We start from the raw sequence: 17,773 nt of genomic DNA, 5'->3' as shown, positions 1-17,773 counted from the left end.
GTCTACGCCTCCATGAGCGCGCCACACAGCTGGAATACCGCGTCCTTCCAAAGTACGGCCTGTGCCCCCGACATCAGGACCGGCCGGTTGCCATGCCCTCGCAGCTCGAGCAGGCGCGACGTCTGCTTCAGGAACTCTGGCGAGGCCTTCGCCAGGCGCTGCAGCCACTCCAGGCGCGAGCGCACGAGAAGCGCGACGACGTTGGCGCCCAGGCTCGGGCTGAGCCCCTGCATGGCCTCCTCGATGCGCCGTTGTTGCACCCTGCTGAGCGTCTCCGGGAGCACCTCGCCGGCGCGCAGCAGGCCCGCCTCGATCGCGTGCCGCTGCGCCACGTCGTTGGGCCGTTCGACGGACACAGGGGCCTCACTGGCCGCGGGGACGCACCGGTGGACCAGCGCCTGAACGAGCGAGGACAGGTCATTGACGAAGCGGGAGACGTCGTGCGGCTCGGCCTCGGCTCGGAGCGACTTCGCGAAGAGCTCGGCCTGGATGAAGAGCTCGGCCGTGTCGGTCCGCACCCGCGTGTACCACTGGACTCCGAAGACCTCCTCGAGCCTCGTCAGAGCCTGACGACGGTCGTCGTGGGCCGTGTCCATGCTCTGCTCGCTGTGCACCGGCCCGGGCCCGGCCGAACGGCGCCCGAGCCCCGGGAGCAGCCCCTCGAGCGACAGATACGTGCCCTCACGAAGAGCGGCGAGCTGCATGCGGCCGTCTTTCCGCGCCATGCCATGGGCTCCCGCATCCCGCATGTGCTTCAGCGCGCGCAAGAACACGAGCCACTGGGGGAAATGTGCGGCCAGCGCGCGCAGCGGGTGCTCGGGGCTCTCGTCCGCCGCGGCGAGCGCCACGGCCAGTAGGGCTTGCAGGTCGACGTCGCCCTGACGCAGGCCCCGGATCCGCCCCGGCGCCACGTGCAGCAGGCTTCCAGTGTCCTCGGTCTGGAACCCCAGGCGCTGGGCAAGGCGGACCAGCAGTGCCGCGTTGTCCCGAGACAGCTGGGCCTGGCTTGCGAGCAGGGTCTCGCAGGCAGGGGCACGCGCGCCAGAGACGACGTGGACCAGGGCCAGCTCAAGCGCCTGGGCGAGCGACTGCGCCGCCTGCTGCGCGGCGTAGCGGAAGTGGGCCTCCTCATCGGAGTTGCGCGGCGGCTGGCCGCTGTCGAGGATCTCCCGCTCGGCCTGACGCAGCTTCGAAAAGAGCTCTCGGAAGCGCGACACCGCGTCCCCCAGCCGCTCCAGGACCACCTTCTCCGCCTCGTGCTCCCGCTCACCACCCTTCGGGGGACGCGCGCGGACGGTGAGCGACTTCTTGCGCAGATCGCGGATGAACTCCTGCTCCTCCTGCGAGTCGCTCCGCAGGGACTCGTAGGCGCGAAACAGCGTGTCGGAGAAGCCGAGCCCGAAGGGGTCGCAGATCCGGTAGTCGTCGCTCGCGGCGGGGATGACGACGCGGCAGCGCAGGAAGACGAGCTCCGGCTCCGGGTCCACGCTCAGCTGGCGGACGTGGGTGAGCTCTGGCGCGGCAGAGGCGGCATCACTGCGCAGGACGGCGTATTGGCGCCCCAGCTCGGCGTGGCGCTTCGCGACGCGCAGGACATCGGCTGGGGTCGGCGGCAGCAGCGTCTCGCCGCGCGGAGGGCGCAGCAGGCGCAGGAACTCCGTCCGCTCCCCCTGACGGATCCGTGCATGCGTATGGCTCCAGTCAGCCAGTTCCTCGTAGCCGAGTGAGCCCGCGAGCATGACCGGGAGCAGCGCGCCGGAGATGCACTCGCGAAAGACGGTCCGGACCTCGTACCGGGGCTCCTCCATTTCCCGCTGCGCCAGGTAGCCGCGGCCGCCGTCGGCCAGCTCGTTCTGCTCCGTGATGAACTCCTGATCTCGCAGCCGGCTGAAGACGAGCCTCAGCAGCGAGGGGTCCAGGGTCGTGACCTCCGCGAGCCGCCGCTCGTCCATGCGCGCGTCGTCGAGCAGGCGCAGGACCAGCTCCTCGAAGAGGTTGAGGTGTGCCGGAGGCCGGACGGGGGTCGTCACCCGGAAGGCGTGGCACTGCCAGCCGAGGTTCTGGACAGCCCGGACGTCGTCGACGGGCCGCGAGTAGTCCAGGACGCGGGGACGGCGGTCCTGCGGTCTCTCACTCATCCGCGCCTCCACCGCTCAGCACGGCCCCGTGGGCCTTGCAGAGCTCGAGGAAGCCGACGAGGCCTGGGACGGCCTGCCGCGCCAGGTCGTGCTCGACCACCGCCTTGTCGCCCACCACGACCAGCAGCCGCTTCTGCCGGCTCATGCTGACGCACAGGCGGTTGGGCGACGTCAGGTGGCCGTAGACCGAGCGCTCCAGCCTCGCCAGCTCCGCGAGGTCCGCCGGCACGCCGGGCAGCTTTCTGCGCGAGCGCACCATGGAGAGGAACACCACGTCGAACTCCATGCCCTGGAAGGAGTCGACGGTGCCGATGCGCAGCCGCTCCTCCGTCGGCAACCCTTCCTCCGGCGGCCGAAGGGTGTAGGAGTCCGCGACCCTCCACTGACCGCTCGGGCCGTCGCGCAGGGTGAGGTCAGCGCCCGACAGCGCCTCGAACACCTCGTTGACCTGGGGCTTGTAGAACGAGATGACGCCGTAGGTGAGGCGGCGGCCCGTCGGGGAATCAATCCAGGCCTTCAGCCGCCTCCTGATCTCGCGAGCCTCCGCGCTCCGCTTCCAGCTCGTCCCGCTGCGGGTCTCCTCTCCGTGGCGCGCCGGGACGTCGATCCAGACGGCCGGGACGGGCCCGATGCCCGGCAGGTCGTGGGCGAACCCGTCCGCGGGCAGCGGCGAGGCGAACGCCTCTCGCGCATCGTGGACCCGGTAGAAGTGGTCGCTGACGAAGTTGCCCAGGAGCGGGTGCATGCGGAACTGCTGATCGAGTGTCACCCAGCGCTGGAAGCCATCCCTCGCCTGCAGCTGCTTCAGACGCGAGAGCAGGTACTGGAACATGCTGCGCCGGACGTACGAGTCCTCCTGGCTCGCCGCGCGCTCTCCGCTCCCGCCGCCACGTGCCTCGAGGGTCCGCGCGATCTCCTCGTTGATCATGTGCGGCAGCTGGCGGTGGTCGCCGACGAGGATGATCCGACGGCGGGCCTGCGCCATGGGGATGAGCAAATCTCTCGGGCTGGACCGCGCGGCCTCGTCGATGATGACCGTGTCGTAGTCCACCAGCCCCTTGCCCTCGGCCATCTTGCGCTTCCTGCGCGTGATGGCCCGGCCCTTGGACTGCTGGCAGGTCGCCGCGAAGACGAAGCCGTACTCCTCGACCGCACGATGCACCGCCGCGGGGTGGCTCTCGAGCTCCAGCAGGAACTCCGCGAGGATACGGTCTCGTCTGCTGGCGCCACTCCCGGTCTCAAGCGCACGGGCGGCCTCCTCCACGAACTCCAGGACGTCCACGCGGGGCTTATCGAGCCGGAAGGTCGCCCGCGGACGGAAGCGCTCCAGCAGGGTGGCCTTCAGGCCCCGCAGCTCGTGCAGGAAGGGCGGAGGCTCCTCGGAGCGCCAGGCCGCGACCTGCTCCAGCAGCTTCCGCTCCCCTGGCAGGAGCTGGTCTCCACACCTGTCCAGGAGGCTCTGGGCCATGGCCGGTCCGTCGTCCTGGAGGGCCTCGGCGCTCGTGCGCAGGCTCCACACGCCGCGCAGCAGCTCCGGCTCCCCCTGCTCATGGTTGCCCTCGCGCTCCTGGCGCAGCCGTCCCTCGAGCACCCGGGCGCGCTCGACGAGCTCCTGCGGGAGGTGGCCCTCCGGAACCTGCAGGAACGCGCGGATCGTCGCGACGGCGTTGTCCAGCGAGGGGGCAAGCACGTACTCGTGGCAGCGTCGTTTCGCGTCGAGCAGCTGCTCGGGGGCCCCGAGGCCGGGGTTCTGCGCGCGCAGCCTCGCCGCGAGCTCGCCGCACCAGCGACGCGTCTGCTCGGCGTTGCGGTCGTCGGGCCCGGACTCTCCGGAGCGCCTGCCGAACTTCGGCACCGGCAGGGAGTTCACGGCCAGCCGCGCCATCATGTTCTCGATGGCGTCGTGCTGGAAAGCGGAGAGCAGGACCTCTCCCTGGATCCCCTCCCCCTTGTCCGCGAGCTCGTTCAGGCGCTCGACGATGGCCGCGATCACGGTCGTCTTCCCCGTGCCGGGCGGGCCCTGGATGAGCGCGATGTCGGGCGTGTTGAGCGCGATCGAGACGGCCTCCTCCTGCCTGGGCGTCGGTGGCCGCCGCGGGAAGACCTTCCGCTTCACGAAGGCAGTGAGGGGCTTGATCTTCTGTGGGCGCGACGGCACGGGAGGCTTCCCGCCCTCCTCGATGAGGAGCCCGAGCATCGGGTTGGCGCTGCGGCCCTCCAGCACACGGCGGCGCGCTTCCATGCGACGCTCGATCTGCGTGCGCTCGCCGCTCAGCGAGAGCACCAGGAAGAGGCCTTCGCGGTTGGGGGGCACCGGGAGGTCGAGGACGAGGCTCTGCTCCGAGACCTCCAGCACGTCGGCGACGAGCGTTAACGCGTCGTCCTCCTGGGGCCGTGAACCGCCCGCGTCCCTGAGCTCCTGCCGGAGGCTCTGCGCCTCGGACTCCTTCTCGACCTGCTGGAGGTAATCCTTCCACGTCATTTCCGGCCGCTCGAGGTGCACCGGCATCTTGTCAACGATCTCCAGCGTGTCGTCGACGCCGAGGAGCTCCGGCAGGGGCTCGGCGAGGAACAGCTTCACCCCGGGCGCACCGCGCGAAAGGTGATCGGCGGCCGTCCACCTCAGCGCGCCCACCTTGCGCGCGCGAGCAAGAAGCAGGTCCCCCTCGACCTCGCCGTACTCGTCCCACTTCTTCAGGTAGCCGTTCTGTCCCTCCATGAGGCGGGCCATCGTGCCGGCCGCCAGCGCCTGCACCGCTCCCGTCCGGGTGAAGTCCGTGAAGCTCAGCCGCCCCCGCGCCAGGCGCACCGCCCCGTCGGGGTCGCCTCCCAGCGCGCCGTTGAGACGGATCGCGAGGTACTTCGTCTCATCGGGGCTCACACGCTTGCGCGCCACCGCGATCCGGAGCCCCTTGCCGTGGATGCAGAAGGCACGCTCGGCGCCGGAGACGACGACTGGTGGGGCCTCCGCGTCACCGGTGCCCCGCGCCGTCTCGAACTCGCTGTCGGCCGCCGGGCCTGTCGTCATCAGGAAGAAGCCCACGTCGCTTCCCGGCTCGGGCTCGAGGACGCAGAGCTCCGCCAGGAACCGGCCCACCGCGCCAACGCTCGCGTCCCCCGTCCTGAGGAGCCTCCTCGCCGATGCGTGCACCCGGTCGTCGATGCCGACCTCGACGTCACCCATCTCGACGAGCTGGCCGTTGAAGAAGCGGACGGTCAGCTGCACCGCGGTGCCGTCCTTGGACACCTGATCGATGGAGGTCAGTCGGGCGCGGCCGCTCCCGAGTTGCGCGTCGAGCGCCTGGCCCTGTCGCGAGGCCCTCAGGGTGGCGGCAACGAGGTGCTTGCCCTGCGTGATGAAGTAGACGCCTGGCGCATCGCCGAACCGCAGCTCTGCCCCGCCCGGTTGCAGCTCCGGTCCGCCCGGCTCGGGAGTCAGCCAGAGCGACAGGGTCATTGGGGTGAGTACGTCGCGAGGCTTCATGGGTGGCCTCCCTGGAGGGTGCAGTGGACCACCCTCGGATAGAGGCCACCCACACGAAGCCAGAACCCGCTCTCCGGCAGAGGCAGGGGGATGGCGGCCGTGCCCTCGAACTCCACGAACGCGTCGCTCCCCTCGAGCTCGACCGCCACCGCGAGGCGGTGGCTGCGCCCCACGTCGCGGCACGTCAGGCGCAGCTCGTCGCGCTCCCAGCGCAGCTCCAGGAGGTCCCGGTCACCGTCGACGACGGAGAAGGGGTAGAACAGCCGGTGGGGCAGCACGAGGGTGGACTCCGTGGGCCGCAGGCTCCGCGCGAGGCGCCACGCGGGTGCCCTGTGCTGGGGAGGCTCGCCGAGCCAGTCGTGCGCCGTCGCCACCAACGTCGAAGGACGGGGCGCCTCGCAGAACGGACAGGCCTGGGCGCCGTCGTCGAAGTCGAAGAGGTGGCTCATGTCGCAGCCCCCGCAGAGCACGGCCTGATCGGCCGCGCGCGCGAACTCCCGGGCCCAGCGCGCCATGGTCGGACGCATCCAGGGCTTCGTGCGGCCCGGGCCGAATGTCGCCTGGAACAGCGCCAACAGGCCATCGGTCAGCACCAGCGCGATGAGGCCATTGTCCTTGTGGTTGCGGTCGTCCTGCGCGTCGAGGATCCACGGGAGGTGACCGGCGTAGGCGCGCTCGTCCAGGTCGGTCGCGCTGGCGTCGTCGTCGGCCCAGTCGGCGTCGCCACCGGCCTCGACGTGGCGGCCGATGAACGGGTGCAGGAGCGTGAGGCCCGAGAACGCCATGACCGCAAAGGCATGGCAGTCCGTGCGCTGGCGCCCACCGTCGAGCCCCTGCACCAGCTCCGGTGCACCGAACCGCGGCGTGTACACCCCTCCACCCGGGCGTGGCGTCTCGTACCGGAGGTTGTCGGCGTCGATGAGCCAGACCTCACGCGAGCACCGGTCCTGCGAGATGAACGCGTTGGCCGGCGAAACGTCCCCGTAGACGAGCCCCGCGCCGTGGAGCCGCGAGAGGATCGACGCGCACTTGTAGAAGGCCAGCAGCCGCCGCTGGAGCCCGCCGGAGTCGCGGTACCAGACGAGGCTGAAGGCAAGCTCTTCCGGCATCGACGCCAACCAGGGTGGCAGACCCGCGAGCCGCTCGGGCGTGCGGCCGCTCGGGTCCGGCCAGAAGGAGGCGAAGGGGACCATGTCGGTCAACAGCCGCATCGCGTAGCCGGCCGTCCCTTGGAGCACTGCCATGGGCGCCGCGAGGTTGAGCCCGGGCGGCACCGGAAGCGCGCGGACCCGCCGCAGCTTCTCGGCGTAGCCAGCGTGCGTCACCGGACGGCCCTCACCGTCGAGCGCGAGCTTCACCGCGACACCGGGGTCCTTCGTGCGGAACACGATGCCCTGGCCGCCGCGACCGAGCTCCGTGCCGCGCTCGTGCACATTGAAGTACTCGTCGACGAAGCGCGAGCTCTGGCTACTCATGGAGGTCTCCTTCCCGGTAGACGCAGGCGAGGGTCTTGTCATCGGTGTGTCCGGGCACGGGCCAGTCCTGCAGCCAGCGGCGCACTTCGCGGCGGCGCTGGGCCCCTGGCAGTTGCCGGTAGTGCGAGACGATGCTCCAGGCGAAGCCACGGACCGCATCCGGCTCCAGGTCGTCGGCGACTCCATCCGTGCAGAGGACGAAGGCGCAGTAGCGGTCGTCCGGAACGCTGACCGTTCGCCAGGGGGCCGCATCACTGCTGGAGGCGAGCCCGACAGTCAGGTTGGCGAAGGAGTCGCTCTTGTCGGGCATCAGGAGATCGACCGTGCCATCAGTGCGGCACGCCGCGAGGAGCCCGTCACCGAGCTGCGCGAGGAACGCTCCCCCACCCTGCCGGGCGACGACGAACGTGCACGTCGCCGAGCAGTCCCCGGGAGCATGCCCCAAGAGCATCAGCGGCCAGAGCTGCTGCACAAGCATTGGCATGGAGCACAGGGACGGAGCCCCCAGGCGGAGGTGGAGGCGGGCAGCCTCCATCACCGCGCTACAGGCAGCACGAGCGCCGAGGTCCGCGTGCCGACAGCTCCCCAGCCCGTCGGAGATGGTCGCCACCACGCCTGTGCGGAAGCGCCGCATGGCCCAGGCGTCCTGGTTCGGCTCGCCCAGGCGCAGATGCGAGGGGCCGGTCACGCTGACGCCCCACCCCGACCACCGCGCGCTCCTCATGTGCGCGTACCCTGCCCCTCACCGACGACCTCGGCGACCCGCTCCGGCAGCGGAGCCGGCCCGGACAGCGGCCAGGCCTCGAGCGCACAGAGGATCTCCTCTGGAGGAAACCATCCCCGGCTGCCCGCGACCGCCGTCTCAGACGAACGCCGCTCGCCGACGTCAACCGCGCTCGACAGGCGCGCGAGCGTCGTGGTCACGGCGTCCGGTCCTACGGCGATCGCACGCACCGAGACGTTCGGATGACGGCGCAGCCAGGCGCGGAACGCACTGACGTCCGCGGCCGCCAGGTGCCCATCCGACAGGAGGAGGAGCGCCACTGGCCCTCCATCACTGGTGAGCGAGTCCAGCAGCGCCAGCAACGGTTCCACCGCCACCCGCCCGTCCGCCCGCAGCATGGGGAGGTCCTCGTGCGCGGGCACCTCCAAGACCACGGCCTCGGTGCTCCAGCGGACGAGGAACGGTGCCCGCGCGGCGAGTGCTCCATCCGCCTCCCGCGCCCACTGGCGGACGTGGGTGAGAAGGTTGCGCACGAGCATGAGCTTGCCGTGCTCGGACATGCTGCCCGAGGTGTCGGCTACGACGATGGTCCTACGCTCGTCGACCATCGGAGCGCCCTCACCAGTAGCCGTCATCGGGGTCGCCTACGGGGCGCGGAGGTGCCGCCGGCGGGGGCGGCTGCGCCTGCGCCGGTGCCTGCGCCGGTGGCTGCGTCTGCGCTGGCGGCGACGCCGCCACCACGCTCTCGATTGCAGGGGCTTGGTTGGGGTCCTTGGACTTGCTGCGGAGCGTCACCGACATCGTCACGCGCCGGAATGTCTCGAGGATCTGGCCCGCGTCGGTCGCACGGAACAGGGGGTTCGGCGTGCCGGCAATGAAACGCCTCAGCACCTGCTCGTCGGTGCCCTCCGCGATTGAGAGTGCGATCCGGTCACACTTCATCGAGCGGCCGGACGCAACGAAGGCCTCCAGGGGCGCCTCCCAGCCGGCGTCTGGCCTGCCATCCGAGACCAGGATGACGACCGGCCGGAAGGCCCGCGAGGGCGTGGTCTCCTTGTCCTCAATGAGCTTCTTGGCCAGCGCGATGGCCTCACCGAGGGGCGTCTCGCCGGCCACCGTGAGCGGCTTCCACTCCACCTTGGACGCCTTCGTCGGGGGCAGGTGCACCAGGGCGGAGCCGCCGAAGGTGATCACAGACACGAGGAACTCGTGCTCAAGCTGCTCCTCACGCGCGAACGAGGCGAGCATCTCGCGCACAGCCTCATTCAGGACGTCGATCCGCGTGCGGCCGCCCTTGACGAGCTCCCACTTCTGGCCGTCCTCGTAGACGGTCCTTCCCGTCCGCGCGTAGGTGCCGTCGAGCACCTCGCCCATGCTCGCGCTTACGTCCAGGAGCAGCATGACCGGCAACGGCTTGGCCGTGTTGGCGGTGAACTTGGAGGGGTCGAATCGCTTCAGAGCCATGGGTTTCCTTCCTCGGGGCCCGCGGCCGGCAGCCCCCCAGTGCCACGTGGCGAGCGCTGGCGTTGCTCGCCTTCACGGGAGACGGACAAAGCGAAGGGCGTGCCAGCCGGCGGCGCGAGCGCCCCCTGGACGCCAACCGCCTGAAATTCGGGCCGATGCTTCTGCCCCGGCCCTCATGAACGACCCCGAGGTGGACGTGCGCTCAAGGCTTCCGGATCCGGGCTTCCGCTGCGCGGAAGCTCGTTGCCGCCGCTTGCCCAGGTGCGGAGAGAGCGCTCAGTGACGTCGCAGAGGTCTTCGACCGTCAAGGAGCGCTCCTTCGCAATCCGCCGCAACTCCTGCGCCACGTAGCTGCGCATGTCCCGCTCGAGGGACCTGGTGGAGATGGTTCCGGTGAGCGCAATCACGCCGTCCAGGGGAAGCATGTCGGCAAAGGCACGGGCGATTGCCCGCGACGTCTCACCGGAGGGGGCACTGTCGGCCGAGAGCGCACCCAGGCCGTACTCGACGGCATCTGTCGGTGACAGGGGGGCGTACGCATCCCCGCGCGCGGCCACAATCCGGTAGGCGACCCGGAAGAGGTCGCGCATGTTGCCCGGCAGTGGATGCTGGCGCAGGCGCGCGACGACGTGCTGGTGGTGCGTCTCGGCGAACTGCACTTGGCGCCGGCCCACGCCTGCGCGCGCCGCGGCCTCGTGAAAGGTGGACTCCCAGAGCCAGCCGAGCTCGTCGCGGATCTCCCGCAGCGCAGGCAGGCGAAGGGTGAGCGCGTTCACGCGGTCGAGGAAGTCGGGGTCGAGCCGCCGCTCAAGCTCGTCGTTCCGCAGGTTCGTGGCGGAGAGCAGGCGGAAGTCGCTCTCGATGGGCCTGTCATCTCCGAGTCGGAAGAAGCGCTTCTCCTCGACGGCCTTGATAAGCAAGCGCTGGAGATCGCGGCTGATGTCACCGATCTCGTCGAGGAAGAGCGTGTCCCCGTGCGCCGCAGCGAGGAGCCCGTCCTTGTCGGAGGTGGCCCCCGTGAACGCACCGCGCCGGTAGCCGAAGAGCTCCGAGCGCATCGTCTCGGGGTTATACTGGCCACACGCGACGGCCGGCCAGTGGGCGTCGAGCTGCTGCTTCCTGTACGGGCTGTGCAGCCGCATCCAGCTTGCCACGGTCGACTTGCCCGTGCCGCGCTCGCCCAGGATGAGGACGGGGACCTTGACCTGCGCGAACCGTCGGGCCTCGTCGAACAATCTCCGCATGCGCTCGGTCCGGAACTTCCCCGGGTCCAGCGAGACAACCTGCTCCTCGGAGGCGACCTGGCTCGGATGCGACGAGCGATAGACCTTGTAGAAGGTGTCGATGCCGAGCTCGACCGGGACCACCGGCAGCCGGCCGAGCCGCTCGCTGCGGCGGTACGACTTCACCATCTGGAACGGCGGCTCGACGAAGCCCGTCTCGGCCATCAGCACCCAGACCGTCTGCATTGACGGCGTGCCGGGGCTGATGTGAAGCACGAGCTCGCTCCCTGCGAACTGCCTCCGGATGGCCGGGAGTCGCTCGCGCAGGAACTCGAAGATACCCCGATGGTCGGTGGGGTCGGCGCTCTTCCAGGGCTCGTGATGGACGCGAAGGCTCGCGTCGCGCTGCTCGAGCACGCCAACCAACTCCGAGATGGCACGTCGCTCTCGCGCATCGTCCTGTCCGTCCCCCGTGCGATGCAGCAGGACGACGTCCCTGATCCGACCGGAAAAGGGGGAGTCCGCGTCGAACAGACAGGTCAGCGTGGGACCCGGGACCGGCTGGCCGCCCTCCTGGAGGAACTCGCCGGTCTTTGTATTGCGCTCATAGGGGTCGTTGTTGACGGCGACCCACGAGACCAGCACCGGAGACGCGCTGGTCACGGGGCGGCTCGTGCGCGGAAGCAGGGCCTCCGGTCCCGGAGCAGCAGCCGTTTCCTCTCCGGGGGCGTCGGGTAAACCGCCGCTCCGTTGATCACGAACCCCAATCTGACCGTTAGAACACGTCGCACCTTGCCCATCGTCGGCATCAGGTCCCCCACCTCCCGTTCTAAACTTTGTCATGATTTTCCAGGGGCATCTAGAGCATGGCGGACGGAGCGCGCGGTCAGCAAAGACCCGCCACGACGACCTCCGGCACACGCCGGCCTCTCAAGCAGACCACCGCTTGGCCAACCGGGTTACGAAGTGTCTCCGATGAGGGGAAAAGCTGAGTGCAGTCGAACTGTTACCCCGGTTCCCCTACGGCAGCGCCCACCTTCGCTCCCGCCTAGTCCTGGCTGATTTGGACCAATCTCGCCTGGCAGGTCACATGGGGTCCGCACGAAAAACCCACCAGGCGGACCACGCAAGGATGAAGCTCGCAGCCCCGCCGCTGGCGGTAGTAGGTGGGCCCCAATCCAGCAACTCCTCAGCTCTCCATTGCCAACGTCACGCCCCTCCAGCCCCCGGGATGACCCAAGCGAGGCTTCGTGCAGCAGGCGATCTAAATGTTGGGCCAAGAGCCCAATTCGTCACTTACCGCTATCCTCTTCCTCGATCTCCTGGAAGAGGTCGCGGAGTGCCACCTTGAAGGCTACGGACGCGGCCACCAAGGTGGCCACTGTAACGTTTGCTGCCCCTTGCTCCATCTTGATGATGTGCTTCGGGTGAACGCCGATGGCCTCGGCGGCCTGCTCCTGCGTGAACCCCCGCTCCAACCGCAGCTCCCGGAGCCGCACCCCGAGACGCTGTAGCTCCCGCTTGATGGCACGAGATGTCGGACCTCGCGTCCAGACCTCCGAACGACCACGCTTAACGGGGGGCTTCCCTGTGGGCACGCTACGGGCTTATCCAAGGTTGCTCTTGAGCTACACAGTTCATGAGCTACATGCTTCTTGGATGGCGGTAGCCCCATCACGTCACTTGTTGCTGGTGTCCTCCTCATCAGGATCAGGAAACAGATCCCGGAGTGGCACCTTGAAAGCCACGGACACGGCTACCAGCGTGGCCACCGTGACATTTGCGGCCCCCTGCTCCATCTTGATGATGTGCTTCGGGTGGACACCGATGGCTTCGGCGGCCTGCTCCTGAGTGAGCCCCCGCTCCAACCGCAGCTCCCGGAGCCGTACCCCTAGTCGGCGCAACTCTCGCTTGATGGCACGGGCTGTCGGACCTCGGGTCCAGACCTCCGAACGACCGCGCTTGGTGGGCGCATCCCCTGCTGTAGGCACAGGCCGGACATACTGAGGGTCGTTCATGAACTACACAGCTCATGAACTACTTGGCCGCACGTGGTCGGGATGGCAGGATGTAGCTCATGAGCTACACTCCCAGCAGGTCTTGACCCACGAAAGGACGGCCGACATGACCGAAGAGAACGGAAGCCTCTCCTCGCCTCTGGCACTGAGCCTGGACCTGGAGCTGAACACTCTGGCCAGCGCGACTCGGGGGGCCCAGATTCTAGCGAACCTCCAGGCCCAGCATGGACTTCCAGATGAAGAGCTGGAGCGGGCTGCCCCCGCCTGCATCATGTCCATGTTGGCCCTCGTGATTGAGCGCATCGGGCAGCTTCGACGCGTGGTCCGCAACGAGGAGGACCCGGCCCACCTCAGGGCCCCTCACAACAGCGTGGAGGCTCCAGCGACAAGCAGCGATTTCCCCGAGGACATCGTCCTGTTCTCCTGGAACACCCCCCGCTTGCCCGTGGTGGCGGGGACTCCACATCCACAGGAGGAGGCTCCGAGGGCACCGAAGGAACCCAAGAAGAGGGGTCGGAAGGAGGCGCCCCCCGAATCGCCGAACGGTTCCGAAGAGCAGGCCCCCAAGCCCCCCAGCTCTGATTCCCACTGATGGGAGGCAGGGCGATGCCAACACTGCCTGAGGCACGGCGGGTGCTCCAAAGGCCGAACCTCAGGGAACGGACTCCATGTGCCCCGGGGCATGCCCGCCTTGCCGATTCCCCTGCGCTGGGGCAGCGTATGCACACCACCCGCATCGCCGGGGCGGCGTGGAGGCCCTCCTGGGGCTGGTCGTACTCGTGGACGTGCTCTCAATGGACTGGAGGATCTAGTGAGTCAGCGCGATGGAACACCAGTGCTCGTCACCAAAGAGGGCGCAGTGGCGCTCACCAAGGTCGAGCTTGGCACCAAGGCCGACAACGGCGGCATCGACGAGTCCTTCCTCCAGGAACTCCTGTTCGAGCACCCGGAGGTTCTCCCATTAGAGCAGATCGAGCCGGCGTTCGAGACGCTGGTGCCGGTGTGCCGGGAGTTCCCAACGAAGCACGGCCCCGTGGACAACCTCTTCATTACCCCGGACGGAAACATCGTCATCGTCGAGGCGAAGCTCTGGCGGAACCCTGAATCCCGACGGAGGGTTGTCGCACAGGCCCTGGACTACGCGAGCTGTATCTTCGAGATGCGCTACTCGGACTTCGAGGCTGCCGCCCTTCGCGGAGAGTTCGGCGGACGTCCGAAGCCGTCTAGCCTCTGGGCCCTGATCCCGGAGCCAGACCGACTGCCGGAACAGGAGTTCGTGGATGCCGTGAACGGGAACCTACGTTCCGGTCGAATTGTGGTTCTCATCGTTGGTGACGGCATCCGCTCCGAGACGGAGCGGCTCATGGAGTCGCTCCAGTCGCACGGCGGCTTCCGGTTCACGTTTGCCCTTGTCGAGCTGTCGATCTTCGACCTGCCCGGGACCGGCCAGCGACTGGTCGTGCCCCGTACCCTGGTTCGGACGCAGCTCATCGAACGGGGCGTCGTCCGCATCGAGGGCAACGGCGTTACGGTTACGGCGGGTGCTCCCAGCGCCGCCGCGGCCTCTACTCCTAAGTCCGTGCCCGGCAGTATCAGCACCGAGGAGTTCTTCGAGGCCATGCGGGACCGCCACCCTGCCCTTCCCGAGCGGCTGAAGGCGTTCCTGGATGCCCTATCGCCGCTGGGGGTCTACCCGGAGTACCGGCGGGCCCTGAACCTCAAGTGGGCGGCACCAAACGGCAAGATCGCCAACCTTGGCATCATCCAGCGTGATGGGCAGGTGTGGACCAGTGAATCGGGGTTCGTGCTCGGTGACGGCTTTGCCCGCGAGTACAACAAGGCGCTCGCTAGCGCATGGCACGGCAGCGCCCACGAATCGCCCTGGGGCGCTGGCACCAAGTGGCAGGTCCGAATCGGCGACAAGGTCCCTCGCATCGAGTCCGTGGCCGAGCATCTCGCTGGATGGGCAGCGGCTCTCCAGCGGCTGTTGCCGCTGGCTGCCGAGAGCATCGCCGCCTCGGAATAGCTGACTCACCGGCGCCGCCCATCCGCCAAGGGCTTCTGCCTGTGGTGATGGGCAACGAGCAAGCGCATCAGTCCCAGAAGCTCTTGATCGAGGTCCGTTCATCGGCGTCAGCGACCACCTGAGTGCCGGGTGGCAGTGTAGCGGCAGCCGCCCATCGAGACTCGACCGAAGCGGCGCTGGCGGTCGCGGGACCTGCCGATGAGGCTGCCGGCGGCAGGGGCTCGTCGCTGGATTCTACGTGTCGAGCCGGCATTGGAGCGGCAGCCTCGCCATCAAGGCGGTCCAGCACCGCCTGGAGGCAAGCCGCCAGGGCTCGTACTTGGTCAAGTGCATCAGCGAGTAGATCCTGGATCCGCGCATCGACACGACCAGATGCACCGAATCGGGCGACCCATGACCTCAAAGTCCTAACGGATAGCCGGTGGCCAGTCTGCACCTCGAAAATGGCGCAGCACTCCTTCTGCGTGACGGTTCCACTCAGGTACGCAGCCACAGTCTCAGCACGGAGCTGGTCGTTGATCTTCAGCATCACCATGAAGATTGCCGCCGGCTTGCCTCCGCAGAACCGTCTTCCGCCGGCAGGATGAAGCTCGGCTGGCGGCGACCTGCTTTCAGGGCGAAGTTCGAGGTCGCAAGGCTGAACCAACTGATGAGGTGACGGCCGCTCGGCCCCGAGGGCATCCAGGCGGCGAACGCATCTCAATTACACAGAGTCACCTACACTTCGGTTTTCATGTCTTCTTGTCGGCTTGGTCGGTTGGTGGGCTGGTCTTCTAGTCAGGTAGTCGGGGGCGTTGATGACAACGCGCCACGCTCTGCGCGTTGGTGGTGACGAACCCGTCGAGCATCGCCTTGAAGGGTCGTAGTCCGGCGCGCGCTGCCCACGTGTGGCCCGGAAAGGGCCTGGAAGCGATTCGTTATAGGTTGGCATGACCGACTTTCGCGCCCCCCCCACCCCATCCTGCCGCAGCCCCAAGAAGGACGACGCCCAGTCCGATTTCTTTTCGATGCTCCCCCAACACCTACAGGCCGAGGGATGGATTGCGATTCCGCGGCCCTTCCTCCTGGAGGACCAGCACGTCCTCACCGACAGGCAGTTCCTGGTGCTGACGGCCATGCTGGGCCGCGCCACGAAGGAGAGTCCGGTCTGGCGGCCGGAGCCATCTGTTCTCGCCGCCGACCTTGGACTGCGCGCCCCGGCAGTCAGCTCGTCGATCTCGAAGGTCGTGTCGCTGAACCTCGGCATCGTCAGGCTTGAGGATGGCGCCGTCGATGCGACTGGCTTCTGGACGAAGTACGACGGCTCGCAGTACGCGCGCATACCCTGGGTGTGGCTTCAGGTCCATGCTGGCTTGGAGCTCGAGAACCACCGCCATGCCCGCGTGCTGCTGCTCCTCGCTGCGCTCTGGAACCCGCGCGAGGACCCCCAGCCGTTCCTATCTCAGCGGTTCCTGGCGAAGGTTCTTCTGATCGACCGCTCGAACGCGAGGCGCAGCCTCCAGCATTTGCCTAAGTGGGTGTCTACCGCCGCGAGATCGCGAGCCCGAGGCTACGGGCTCCAAGGCCTGATCGAGCGTCTTTCGGAGCTGTGGACGAACATCACTGGCATCAAGACCCTTGCCGAGGCCGAGGAGGGGCCTTCACTGACGCTGAAAACTATGGTTCAGCCCGGCATGACGTTCCAAGCGCTGCTGGAAGAAGACTTCCGAGAGCGCCTGGTCGAGGAGGGGCTTGTTCCCAGAGCCCCGTCTGAGGGGATGCCTGACCTCGGCCGGTCATTGGCCAGAAGGTTCGCCGCGGGCATCGAGCAGGCGCAGATTCAGGCGATGGCCGTTGCCCACCCCAGCGCCGAGCCCCACTCTTTGTCACGCCACCTGTTCGAGGAGTTCGGGCTCCCAGAGATCCTCCGGCGCAAGAGCGAGAAAGCGCAGGCGTCGCAGCAGAGGGAAGTGCAGGTGCCCAAAGACCGGGCGGAGTTCATGGCCCGATTCAAGCGGCTGCCGGCCTGATGACCTCGCACGCGCTCACGGTGGGCCACCCGTGGCCTTCCGTCGCCTAGGCCCATGCAGTGCGAAAGCGATCCCAATATTCGAGGCGAGCAGGCGCTCCGCGTCGTAGCATAACCGGCAGCTTGTGCAGGGTGGCGCGGTGGGGTGGGCCTCGTAGGGGCAGGGTATGAACTTCCAGCCCTTGAGCTTGAAGGCGTGCTCCGACGCAAAGCTCTCGACGACGAGGGCCGGGGCGTAGCCCTGGCGAGCCACATGTTTCAGATCGGCAGGGTCCTCGATGCTGGCCAGCACGGAGATGGGTCCCCAGTGTCGGCGATGAACCTCGGCCCATCGGTGTGTGTACGAGAACGGCCGCGATCCCTGGCGCTCGATCCAGTCCTGGGCAGCATCAGACAGAGCCTCGGCGCCAGAACGGCCTTCGACGTCACCGATGGTGTGGAGTCTCAGTGCCCTTCCTCGGCCGGCAGGGCCATCCTGGGGCACCGGCCCCCCGCGGAAGCTGTCCTTGATCAACTGGGCCTCGGCGCGGATGACCTCCACGGGGTCCATCATCTCAGCCTCTCGGTCCAGTGCCCGAGCGACGTGCGATGTGAACCCGCTGCTGGCGTAGCAGCTCCCGGGGTACCCAGGGGTGGGCAACCATGGGCAGCTACTCGGACAGGAACTGGCCATACTCACCGCAGTCGTCGCACAGAAGGGCCCAAGCGGCATGGGTCGGGGCCGAACACCTCCCGTGTCGGGCGTGAGACCGACGGGCGCCAGCTTGCGGTTCGCGGTTGCAGGCTCGAAGCGAACACCGGGCGCCCTCACGAGAGTGCCTCCTCGATCTCACCAATGAGCTTCAGGGCTTGCCTGCGGGTTGCTGCCTGGGGCCGTTCGGTACTGATGGCCTTCAGGACGTAGCGGAGAGCATCGAGCAGCCGCTGGTCACTGTTCGTCTTCTTCAGGTTGAGCAGTTTCAGGCGCCCAGTCGCCAGGGCCTCGGCCTGCTTCAGGGTAACATGGCCGCTCTCGTAGAGGTCGCACACCTGCTGACGAGCACCGCCCACGCGGGCGAGTCGGCGCACCTCCCGGGGTGACTTGTCCGTAAGACCTCGCCGTGCCCCGTCGTGACGTGCCGAGCCGCGCGTGAGACCTCCGTGTGCCACACGCCAGGAGGTGGTCCGTGGAGTTGGAGAAGGAGTTGGAGCAGTTCCGCCAGGAAGCGCAGCG

At 68.2% G+C, this 17,773-nt stretch carries 14 protein-coding genes; 3 read left to right on the top strand and 11 right to left on the bottom strand.

What is annotated here, in order from left to right; genetic code table 11:
* Nucleotides 1-2: 2 nt before the first annotated feature.
* From U8525_RS27550 to U8525_RS27510, 9 genes are all read right to left on the bottom strand, one after another.
* The gene (locus tag U8525_RS27550) at nt 3-2,138 is read right to left on the bottom strand and encodes a hypothetical protein (protein ID WP_374269610.1); all 2,136 of its coding nucleotides are present in this window, start codon (nt 2,136-2,138) and stop codon (nt 3-5) included.
* Nucleotides 2,131-5,622 carry a DEAD/DEAH box helicase gene (locus U8525_RS27545; protein WP_374269608.1) on the bottom strand — a complete coding sequence of 1,164 codons (3,492 nt, stop codon included), beginning with the start codon at nt 5,620-5,622 and terminating at the stop codon, nt 2,131-2,133. The genes U8525_RS27550 and U8525_RS27545 overlap by 8 nt, the downstream gene beginning before the upstream one ends.
* Nucleotides 5,619-7,097, bottom strand: coding sequence for a serine/threonine protein kinase (locus U8525_RS27540; protein WP_374269606.1), 1,479 nt, complete (start codon nt 7,095-7,097; stop codon nt 5,619-5,621). Before U8525_RS27540 ends, U8525_RS27545 begins: the two co-directional genes overlap by 4 nt.
* Entirely contained in the window at nt 7,090-7,821 is a 732-nt protein-coding gene (locus U8525_RS27535) for a PP2C family serine/threonine-protein phosphatase (protein WP_374269605.1), read from the bottom strand. Before U8525_RS27535 ends, U8525_RS27540 begins: the two co-directional genes overlap by 8 nt.
* The gene (locus tag U8525_RS27530; RefSeq protein WP_374269603.1) at nt 7,818-8,429 is read right to left on the bottom strand and encodes a hypothetical protein; all 612 of its coding nucleotides are present in this window, start codon (nt 8,427-8,429) and stop codon (nt 7,818-7,820) included. The genes U8525_RS27535 and U8525_RS27530 overlap by 4 nt, the downstream gene beginning before the upstream one ends.
* Nucleotides 8,430-8,439: 10 nt before the next feature.
* Complete coding sequence (locus tag U8525_RS27525; RefSeq protein ID WP_374269601.1) at nt 8,440-9,285, bottom strand: VWA domain-containing protein; 846 nt, start codon at nt 9,283-9,285, stop codon at nt 8,440-8,442.
* A gap of 173 nt (nt 9,286-9,458) precedes the next feature.
* Complete coding sequence (locus U8525_RS27520; protein WP_374269599.1) at nt 9,459-11,171, bottom strand: sigma-54-dependent transcriptional regulator; 1,713 nt, start codon at nt 11,169-11,171, stop codon at nt 9,459-9,461.
* Nucleotides 11,172-11,800: 629 nt separating this feature from the next.
* Nucleotides 11,801-12,007: a helix-turn-helix domain-containing protein gene (locus U8525_RS27515; protein ID WP_374269597.1), complete on the bottom strand. Its 207-nt coding sequence runs from the start codon at nt 12,005-12,007 to the stop codon at nt 11,801-11,803.
* A gap of 180 nt (nt 12,008-12,187) precedes the next feature.
* Nucleotides 12,188-12,526, bottom strand: coding sequence for a helix-turn-helix domain-containing protein (locus U8525_RS27510; RefSeq protein WP_374269596.1), 339 nt, complete (start codon nt 12,524-12,526; stop codon nt 12,188-12,190).
* Nucleotides 12,527-12,632: 106 nt separating this feature from the next.
* On the opposite strand from U8525_RS27510, the gene U8525_RS27505 reads away from it, so the two are divergent.
* The 3 genes from U8525_RS27505 to U8525_RS27495 all read left to right on the top strand — a co-directional run bounded on the left by U8525_RS27505 (nt 12,633) and on the right by U8525_RS27495 (nt 16,561).
* On the top strand, nt 12,633-13,118 hold the full coding sequence (locus U8525_RS27505; protein ID WP_374269594.1) for a hypothetical protein: 486 nt from the start codon (nt 12,633-12,635) through the stop codon (nt 13,116-13,118).
* A gap of 219 nt (nt 13,119-13,337) precedes the next feature.
* Nucleotides 13,338-14,552, top strand: coding sequence for a hypothetical protein (locus U8525_RS27500; RefSeq protein WP_374269592.1), 1,215 nt, complete (start codon nt 13,338-13,340; stop codon nt 14,550-14,552).
* Nucleotides 14,553-15,481: 929 nt separating this feature from the next.
* On the top strand, nt 15,482-16,561 hold the full coding sequence (locus U8525_RS27495; protein WP_374269590.1) for a hypothetical protein: 1,080 nt from the start codon (nt 15,482-15,484) through the stop codon (nt 16,559-16,561).
* A gap of 15 nt (nt 16,562-16,576) precedes the next feature.
* On the opposite strand, the gene U8525_RS27490 is transcribed toward U8525_RS27495, so the two are convergent.
* Both U8525_RS27490 and U8525_RS27485 read right to left on the bottom strand, forming a co-directional pair.
* Nucleotides 16,577-17,113, bottom strand: a complete 537-nt coding sequence (locus U8525_RS27490; protein ID WP_374269589.1) for a hypothetical protein — start codon at nt 17,111-17,113, stop codon at nt 16,577-16,579.
* 254 nt (nt 17,114-17,367) lie between these two features.
* Nucleotides 17,368-17,628, bottom strand: coding sequence for a hypothetical protein (locus U8525_RS27485; protein ID WP_374269588.1), 261 nt, complete (start codon nt 17,626-17,628; stop codon nt 17,368-17,370).
* Between the last annotated feature and the right edge of the window lie 145 nt (nt 17,629-17,773).

Source organism: Corallococcus sp. RDP092CA, assembly GCF_041903675.1.
GTDB lineage: Bacteria > Myxococcota > Myxococcia > Myxococcales > Myxococcaceae > Corallococcus.
This window is presented reverse-complemented; position numbering and strand designations above follow the sequence as displayed.

Bases quoted from the DNA above. Each gene is read 5' to 3' on its own strand.
- U8525_RS27550 (WP_374269610.1), bottom strand. From the start codon at position 2,138: ATGAGTGAGAGACCGCAGGACCGCCGTCCCCGCGTCCTGGACTACTCG.
- U8525_RS27545 (WP_374269608.1), bottom strand. From the start codon at position 5,622: ATGAAGCCTCGCGACGTACTCACCCCAATGACCCTGTCGCTCTGGCTG.
- U8525_RS27540 (WP_374269606.1), bottom strand. From the start codon at position 7,097: ATGAGTAGCCAGAGCTCGCGCTTCGTCGACGAGTACTTCAATGTGCAC.
- U8525_RS27535 (WP_374269605.1), bottom strand. From the start codon at position 7,821: ATGAGGAGCGCGCGGTGGTCGGGGTGGGGCGTCAGCGTGACCGGCCCC.
- U8525_RS27530 (WP_374269603.1), bottom strand. From the start codon at position 8,429: ATGGTCGACGAGCGTAGGACCATCGTCGTAGCCGACACCTCGGGCAGC.
- U8525_RS27525 (WP_374269601.1), bottom strand. From the start codon at position 9,285: ATGGCTCTGAAGCGATTCGACCCCTCCAAGTTCACCGCCAACACGGCC.
- U8525_RS27510 (WP_374269596.1), bottom strand. From the start codon at position 12,526: ATGAACGACCCTCAGTATGTCCGGCCTGTGCCTACAGCAGGGGATGCG.
- U8525_RS27505 (WP_374269594.1), top strand. From the start codon at position 12,633: ATGACCGAAGAGAACGGAAGCCTCTCCTCGCCTCTGGCACTGAGCCTG.
- U8525_RS27495 (WP_374269590.1), top strand. From the start codon at position 15,482: ATGACCGACTTTCGCGCCCCCCCCACCCCATCCTGCCGCAGCCCCAAG.
- U8525_RS27490 (WP_374269589.1), bottom strand. From the start codon at position 17,113: ATGATGGACCCCGTGGAGGTCATCCGCGCCGAGGCCCAGTTGATCAAG.